General features: G+C 49.7%; 7 protein-coding genes and 1 pseudogene. 6 read left to right on the plus strand and 2 right to left on the minus strand.

The window, feature by feature from the left end; translation table 11 throughout:
* The 3 genes from ccsA to AC1DWB_RS29450 form a co-directional block, all read left to right on the plus strand.
* Positions 1 to 1,038 (plus strand): cytochrome c biogenesis protein CcsA (gene ccsA / locus AC1DWB_RS29440; protein WP_477544662.1); only part of this gene is annotated, 1,038 nt, incomplete at its 5' end.
* A gap of 106 nt (positions 1,039 to 1,144) precedes the next feature.
* Complete coding sequence (locus AC1DWB_RS29445; protein ID WP_477544663.1) at positions 1,145 to 1,864, plus strand: response regulator transcription factor; 720 nt, start codon at positions 1,145 to 1,147, stop codon at positions 1,862 to 1,864.
* Position 1,865: 1 nt separating this feature from the next.
* Entirely contained in the window at positions 1,866 to 3,689 is a 1,824-nt protein-coding gene (locus tag AC1DWB_RS29450; RefSeq protein WP_477544664.1) for an ATP-binding protein, read from the plus strand.
* Positions 3,690 to 3,801: 112 nt separating this feature from the next.
* Here the strand turns inward: AC1DWB_RS29450 and serA are convergent, their stop codons facing one another.
* Positions 3,802 to 5,391, minus strand: a complete 1,590-nt coding sequence (serA, locus tag AC1DWB_RS29455) for a phosphoglycerate dehydrogenase (protein WP_477544665.1) — start codon at positions 5,389 to 5,391, stop codon at positions 3,802 to 3,804.
* 546 nt (positions 5,392 to 5,937) lie between these two features.
* Here serA and AC1DWB_RS29460 point away from each other — a divergent pair.
* Positions 5,938 to 6,261: a rhodanese-like domain-containing protein gene (locus AC1DWB_RS29460; RefSeq protein ID WP_477544666.1), complete on the plus strand. Its 324-nt coding sequence runs from the start codon at positions 5,938 to 5,940 to the stop codon at positions 6,259 to 6,261.
* 72 nt (positions 6,262 to 6,333) lie between these two features.
* Here AC1DWB_RS29460 and AC1DWB_RS29465 read toward each other — a convergent pair whose 3' ends face one another.
* Positions 6,334 to 7,257 carry a hypothetical protein gene (locus tag AC1DWB_RS29465; protein ID WP_477544667.1) on the minus strand — a complete coding sequence of 308 codons (924 nt, stop codon included), beginning with the start codon at positions 7,255 to 7,257 and terminating at the stop codon, positions 6,334 to 6,336.
* A gap of 79 nt (positions 7,258 to 7,336) precedes the next feature.
* Here AC1DWB_RS29465 and AC1DWB_RS29470 point away from each other — a divergent pair, with 79 nt between their 5' ends.
* Positions 7,337 to 7,933 (plus strand): lysostaphin resistance A-like protein, encoded by a 597-nt coding sequence (locus AC1DWB_RS29470; RefSeq protein ID WP_477544668.1) that lies wholly within the window; start codon positions 7,337 to 7,339, stop codon positions 7,931 to 7,933.
* Positions 7,930 to 8,125, plus strand: a pseudogene (locus AC1DWB_RS29475) (hypothetical protein); the annotation flags it as partial. The gene AC1DWB_RS29470 and the pseudogene AC1DWB_RS29475, both read left to right, overlap by 4 nt.

Below are 8,125 nucleotides of genomic sequence, written 5' to 3' on the forward strand. Positions count from 1 at the left end.
ATCCCGACGAGCAATATGTTCGAATTCATGACGTTCCTCGCCATGATGACGATGGTCGCGTTCGTTATCGTCTACTTGATCTATCGCACACCGGTGTTAGGTATGTTCGCGATGCCAGTGGGCTTCATCATTCTGGCGTACGCCTCGGTATTCCCGCAAGACATTCAGCCGCTCATCCCTGCTTTGCAGAGTTACTGGCTGAAGATTCACGTGACGACCGCCGCAGCGGGTGAAGCATTCTTCGCCGTAGGGTTCGCAGCCGGTCTCATGTATTTGATTCGAGTGATCGATTATCAAGACAAGACAGCTAAGGGTAAGCGGGCACGACGTGGGGTTGAACTTACGATCTTCACCGTCCTCCTGATCATCTCGTTTATCGTCAATGTATTCGCCTTCCAGGCTGTTGGCTATGAAGCGAAGTTCGATCGTGAAGTTGTCACGATTGATAAAGCAGGCAATCAAGTTACATCAACCGAAACCGTCGACTACGTACTTCCACCGATCTTCAAGCCGTATAACAGCGAAGTGGTCGAGATGGATTCGTTCTTGGGTGTCACCGAGCCTCTGCTCACGGCTCCGTCTTGGATGAATGGCGTGAATGCGGGACGCAAGCTGAACACGGTGATCTGGTCATTCCTGACAGGAACGGTCCTGTACGGGCTGGCGAGGCTTGTACTGCGCAAGCAGATCGGAGCGGCGATCAGTCCGGCTATGCAGGGGATGGACGCCGAGGATCTGGATGAGATCAGCTATCGGGCCATCGCCATCGGATTCCCGATCTTCACGTTGGGTGCACTCATCTTCGCCATGATCTGGGCTTCCGAAGCATGGGGGCGGTTCTGGGGCTGGGATCCTAAGGAAGTATGGGCCCTTATTACTTGGCTGTTCTACACGGCCTACCTGCACTTCAGACTTTCACGCGGCTGGCAGGGACGTAAGTCTGCCTGGATGTCCGTTATTGGATTTATCGTAGTTATGTTTACACTGATTGGGGTAAATCTTATTATTGCAGGTCTTCACTCTTACGCTGGAGTTTAATGATTACCCCACAAAGTGACGAGGGCCTTCGATGCATATTCCGATTACTTTGCGGAGACCCCGGGATTTCAACTTTCTGTTTATTCAAGAAAGGATGGCCATTCATATGAACGATTTGAAAGCAAGCATATTAATAGTTGATGATGAAGAACGTATTCGCCGTCTGCTTCGCATGTATTTGGAGAAAGAGGGATTCGTGATCGAGGAGGCCGACGATGGTGAAAGCGCGCTGAGCAAAGCACTCGACAACGACTACGATCTAGTCCTGCTCGATCTGATGCTGCCAGGTATCGATGGAATCGAAGTGTGCACCCGGTTGCGGCAAGTCAAGGCAACGCCGGTTATTATGTTGACGGCCAAGGGTGAGGAAGCGAACCGGGTTCAAGGTTTCGAAGTTGGAGCGGACGACTATGTGGTGAAGCCGTTCAGTCCTCGCGAAGTCATTTACCGAGTGAAGGCCATTCTTCGTCGTTCATCGGCAACCGCTTATTTGGCCAAAGATACGATCAACACTAGCAACAATATCGTGTTCTCCAACCTGCTGATCGAACATGATGCCCATCGGGTAACGGCAGGTGGGCAGGAAGTAGCGCTCACTCCGAAGGAATACGAGCTTCTTCATTACTTGGCCTCATCTCCTGACAAAGTGTTCTCCCGAGAGGATCTGTTGAAGGACGTTTGGAACTATGAATTTTTCGGCGATCTGCGTACGGTGGACACACATGTGAAGCGTCTTCGTGAGAAGCTGAATAAAGTCTCATCCRATGCGGCTTCGATGATCACGACTGTATGGGGCGTGGGCTACAAGCTAGAGGTGCCCAAATAACGTGAAACTATGGAGAAGCGTCGTAGGGAAGCTGTGGATGACGATTATTATTCTAGTAGCCGTCGTTCTATTGATCAACGGAGTATTCATGGGCCAGTTTCTGAACACGAACTTCGCCAACTCCAAGGATCAGGAAGTCAGCCTTCAGAAGCTGGCTACGAAAGTTTCCCAAGACTTGACCACACACAAAGAAGATACGAATTATATGAGTGCCGTGAACGAGCTGCTAGCAGCCCAGGACGCGGCTCTGGTTGTTTTGAACGCCAAATTGGAAGACTCGTTCGCCACTCCTAGCTCAGCGGCATTTCCTAAGTTCAAAGCGATCGATATTTTCACGCAGGGCGAGCTGGATCGCGTCGTCGCCGGTGGAACAGATAAACGAATATTTGTTGACCCTAGCAGCGGCAAGCGCTTTCTAGCTGTAGCGGTCCCACACGCGATGAGATCGGATAGCTTGAGCGGCGGCCTTGTGATGATCTATCAATCGCAGATAACGCTTAGCTATACGCAAACGTATTTCCGTAATTTGTTCGCGATAGCGGCTGTAGTCGGATTCCTGCTTACGACATTATTCGCCTTCTTCTTATCGACCAAGATTACACAACCGCTACTGCAGATGAAGAAGGCTGCCGATTACATTACGATGGGGGAATATCGTACGCGAGTTCCAGTCACATCCAGCGATGAGATCGGGGAATTGGCTCAGACCTTCAACCATATGACCGGACGGTTGGAGGAGACGATTCACGCGCTCAATCATGAGAAGGAGCATTTGGCTAGCGTCCTGCGAAGTATGACCGATGCCGTTGTGACGCTGGATGCGGATGGGATTGTCATTCTGACCAATCCTCAGGGCGAGCGGCTGGTGCGGGAGTGGCACGACCTGGAATGGTCGGACGGACGATCACAGGGCGAGGAACAGCATGTTCCGGTACCGTTGCAATCGCTCTTTGAGTCAGTCGTTCAAGACAGCAGGGAGATGACATCAACGATTCATGTTCGGAGCAATGTGTATTCTGTGGTGATGGCACCCTTGTACGCGGGGGAGAGCTTGCGGGGGACTGTTACGGTGATGCGTGACGTCTCAGAGGAGTATCGGCTTGACAAGCTTCGCAAAGACTTTGTAGCGAATGTGTCCCATGAGCTGAGAACGCCGCTGTCGATGCTGCAAGGCTATAGCGAGGCGCTGCTGGATGACATCGTCTCGACACCCGAGGAGCGTCATGATGTCGCTCAGGTTATCCATGATGAGTCCTTGCGCATGGGGCGGCTCGTACAGGACTTGCTCGACCTGGCTCGCATGGAAGCTGGTCACCTGGAGATGCACTATGGTCCTGTTAACGTGAATGGACTCGTAATGCGGGTTCATCGCAAGTTTTCGGCCTTGTGCAGGGAGAAGGAGCTCAGTCTGAATGTGGATTTCCAGCCCGATCAGATTGATTTGCACCGAGCAGATGAGGATCGCCTGGAGCAGGTGTTGACGAATTTGCTTGATAATGCGATTAGGCATTCGTCGCCAGGAGGCGTCATTGAGGTGCGGGTTAAGGAGATAGCCGCCGCTAGTAATGCTCATCCTCCCATGGTTCAAATGCAGATTAGCGACCAAGGACAAGGTATTCCGCAAGAGGACTTACCTTATATATTCGAACGGTTCTACAAAGCGGACAAAGCCCGTACCAGAGGCAGTTCAGGCTCAGGAGGGACCGGGTTAGGTCTTGCTATTGTCAAAAATATCATCGATGCACACCAAGCGACGATATCGGCGGAAAGCGAACTTGGCCAAGGGACGACATTTTCTATCACCATCCCTAATCATTCCACATAATACAAAAGGATTTTTCCGAATAGCTTATCGGAAAAATCCTTTTTATGTTGAAGAAAGAAGACAAATCTTGTTAATCGTGGAACATTACACCTGTCTGCACCTGTCTGAGAGCTTACAGCATAATTTCGCGGACGCGCTTCAGCTCCGGCAGCTTAGCCAATTCCTCCAGCACATGCTTAGGCGACTTCTTATCAATTGTCAGCAGCATGACAGCTGATCCGCCGATATCGGTACGTCCTACTTGCATCGTCGCAATATTAACATCGTTGCTGCCGAGCAGAGTACCGACTTTCCCGATTATCCCGGGCTTGTCGTGGTGGGAAATGAGCAGGATGTTACCCTCAGGTGCAATGTCGACCGGATATGGCCCGAAGCGGACGATGCGCTCTCCGTAGCCGGCGAGCAATGTGCCGGACAGCCATCTCTCCTCGTCCTTAGTCTTAAGTGTAATCGTAACGAGATTCGTGAACGTTTGGACAGCTGTCGATTTCTCGATGATGACCTGCACTCCGCGCTGTTTCGCCAAGTGGGTCGCATTCACGATATTAACTTGCTCCTTGCCCAGGTGGTGAGACAGAACGCCCTTCAACACATAACGTGTCAACGGATTGATGTCGAAATCAGCCAAATCACCGGAGTAATTGATCTTAATTTCCTGAACGGCGCCTTCTGTAATCTGAGCCAGGGATAGACCGAGCTTCTCGCACAAATTGAAGTAGGGTTGAATTTTGTTCAGCACTTCCGCAGCGATTGGAGGCATATTCACGGCATTCCGGAACGGCGCGTCACGCAAGATGTTCAGCACTTGCTCGGACACGTCAATTGCGACGTTCTCTTGGGCTTCGATCGTTGAAGCGCCCAAGTGTGGGGTCACGATAATCTTAGGATGCTTCAGGAACGGATGATCAGGACGTGGAGGCTCTTCTTCGAATACGTCGAATGCAGCGCCGGCCACAATGCCTTCATCAATAGCTTCGACTAACGCCATCTCGTCGATAATCCCGCCGCGTGCGCAGTTGACGATACGCATACCACGCTTCATCACATCGAACTGCGGCTTGGAGATCATATGCCGGGTTTCCGGGGTGAGCGGTGTGTGCACGGTCATGAAATCCGCATTGCGAACAATTTCATCAACACTGGCGAGCTTGATGCCTAACTTCTCAGCACGTTCTTCGCTCATGAACGGATCGTAACCCATAATCGTCATTCCGAATGCGATGGCACGCTTGGCTACTTCAGTACCGATCCGCCCAAGCCCTAGTACGCCGAATGTTTTGTTGCGAAGCTCGACGCCGACGAACGACTTACGGTCCCAGACCCCGTCAACTGTCTTGCGATAAGCTTGCGGGATATGGCGAGCGAGAGCCATCATCATAGCGAATGTGTGCTCACAAGTCGTAATCGTATTGCCGTCCGGGGCATTGATGACGACGATGCCGCATGAAGTAGCTGCGTCAAGATCTATATTATCTACGCCTACACCAGCTCGGCCGATAACCTTCAGATTCACGCCGGCTTCCATAATACGCTTCGTTACTTTGGTCTGGCTGCGAACAAGCAAGGCATCGTAATTCGCCATGATGGCAACAAGTTCATCTTCACTAAGACCAGTCTGCTTATCAACAATCACGTCGGTTGCATCAGTCAACTGTTGTAGACCGAGGTCGCTGATCGGGTCGGATACTAATACTTTGTACATGGTTAAGTTCCTCCTTTAATAATAAAAAAACTCTCGAACTCCATACGACATCTGACGTATGAAGGGACGAGAGCTTATAATCGCGGTGCCACCCAACTTCGCTGCTTGCTTACACAGGCAGCCTTAGCGGTCATGTTATATGACCTAAAAGAGATAACGGTCTTGTGACCGCTCGCGCTTAATTCGTTCTAATAACGATTTTCGCGGAGTAGCTCAGGAGTGGAACAAGAGTAAAGCCAGCTCCCGGTTCGCAGCAACCACCGGTTTTCTGAAAGCGACATTTATCCGATTCTCCATCATAGCTTGTTATGTTGTTTGCTTGTTTCTTAATTTATCATGGCAAGCATGAGGTGTCAATCATTTAGAGACACATTAATGACAAGGGAGATTGCAGGGGTGAGGAAATAGACAAATATTCGACACAATTCAGACGATCTCACGATCCGGCTCATATCCTGATGCTATGAGCCCTTGAAGTAGATCGATAAATTCGATATTGTTGGGTATAGTGGCACTAACAACCGTCATGAAGGAGAAACCATTCTTATGAGTTACACGTATATTCACCCAAGGGTATTTGCACAGAAGCTGGAACAATGGTTGCCGGAAGAAGGAACCATCATTGATGTTCGTGAGCCGTACGAGTGGGACTACTACCACCTGGAGGAGAGCCGCCTGGTTCCGATGAACACGATACCGAACCGGTTGGAAGAACTGCCGACAGAAGGGAACTTGTACATTATATGTGCGCACGGGGTACGCAGTGAGACGGTGAGTCACTACTTGGCGGAACAAGGGTTTACGAATGTGATCAACGTGTCAGGCGGGATGGCGGCTATCGCCGAGCTTCGCGGCTTCGCTTACGATTAGTAGTGAATCCCAGAGGTAACGCACAACAGCCTGCACAAGTGGACCTTATGCAGACTGTTGGATGGATTTGCGTTATTGCTCGGAGAAGAATGGGAGCTGAGGTAACGTTTCGCCGTTGAAGTACTTTTGTTTACGTTGAATGAAATCACCTTGACGAATAGCGTTCGTTCCAATCAACGTATCGATCATGGCCGGGATGTCATTCAAGTTCATCTTCTTGGCTACCCCAGACGAGATCAGTTCTTCGATCCGGACGGTAATGTCCTGAGGGTAGACGGAAGTGTACAACCGATTGCTTAGTACAATATTGGCTGCCGTGTTATTTTTGATGATCAAGCTCATCTGCGACCATTCCTTCGTCGTCAGGGGAGATTTGCCTAATAACTCCAGCCCTTTAATATGAGGGTCGGTCGTTTCATTCCACTTGGTCATGGCCGCATAATATTGTTGCTGTCCTTGCAGGGCGAATCGCTTGGCTTCCATCAGGAATGCATCCTTGTCCAGTTCTGTTACCAGGACGCTCGCGTGCATACTGTTCGCCTTGCTCTGGAATTTCTTCAACGTATCGGAGAACAACTGCAAGCTTTTCATATAGTTTTGCTGTGCTTCTACCAATAAGGGTGATGTGCCAGGCATGGGTACGTTATACGCGACTTCAACCTTCTGAGCGGCCAGTCGGCTCAAATCCTTCATGACATCAGCAGGATCGATCGAGGGTGAGCCTTGGTCCAGCTGCTTCAACTGATCGAACCATTTCAACTGAAATTCCCTATAGGGAACGAGAACGCTGTGATAGAACGACACCAAGTGCTGCTGATCATATGCACCGGGCTTACGAGCTGCTTCTTCCTGATTTTTCATAAGGATCGAGTATTTTGTATCCGTTTTTTCTCTACCGATCTTGACCCCATAGAAAAACGCTCCGGCAATGCAGACCAGCATAAATACAATAATGAGTGAGAATAAATAATCCGCGCGGTTGAGTCGCTTTTCCATAAATTAGCTCCTTGTCCAATGTCGATACCTAGTATAGGGGATATTTGTTGAAATGTGAACCGTGTAGTTCAGGAGACCCATGAAAAAAATAAATTTCAAAAACATTCGGTTCCGCGTCGTGCAACCATCAGAGTTAACCGATCGACTGCTTCTGATCAACTTATATCTTACGCAGGCCATTACTCTTATTGTCGGCATCTTGGTCGTATTATTTCAGTCCCGAAATCCGATTCATTTATTCTCATTCCCAGGTAGCTATTCGGTTCTGTGGTGGGGAGTTGGTTTTGCAGCTGCTGTGCTAACTGTAGACCTGCTCATATCACGCTGGGTACCGGAGGAAGTATCGGATGACGGTGGTATTAATCAGATGCTATTCGGAAATCGTGCCATCTGGCATATTGTCGTGTTATCGGCGATTGTAGCTATTTGTGAAGAATTGTTGTTTCGGGGAGCGATCCAACACGCCTTTGGCCCTTATTGGACGAGTATATTGTTTGCAGCGATTCATATCCGTTACTTGCGGCACTGGATCATGACCGGACTTGTGTTTAGTATTAGCTATGGGCTAGGATGGATATATATCCAGACGAATTCGTTATGGACGCCTATCTTGGCGCATTTTATTATTGATTTGGTTATGGGATGCATTATTCGATATGGGAGGAAAGCGCAATGATTGGGGACGACAAGCAAACCGTCCTAGGTTCAATGGAACGGCCAGAACCGCTTATGAGTGAGGAGGATCGACGCCTTCCACCTCGTCGCATCATTCATCCGAATGACGCGTCCAAGTGGAGCCGCTGGTTTCAATTCAGCCTTGTCCTTATGTTGTTCATGCTCATAGCAGGTATGGTCGTATGGTACAAAG

The sequence above is a fragment of the Paenibacillus sp. P4_E11 genome, from assembly GCF_056401635.1.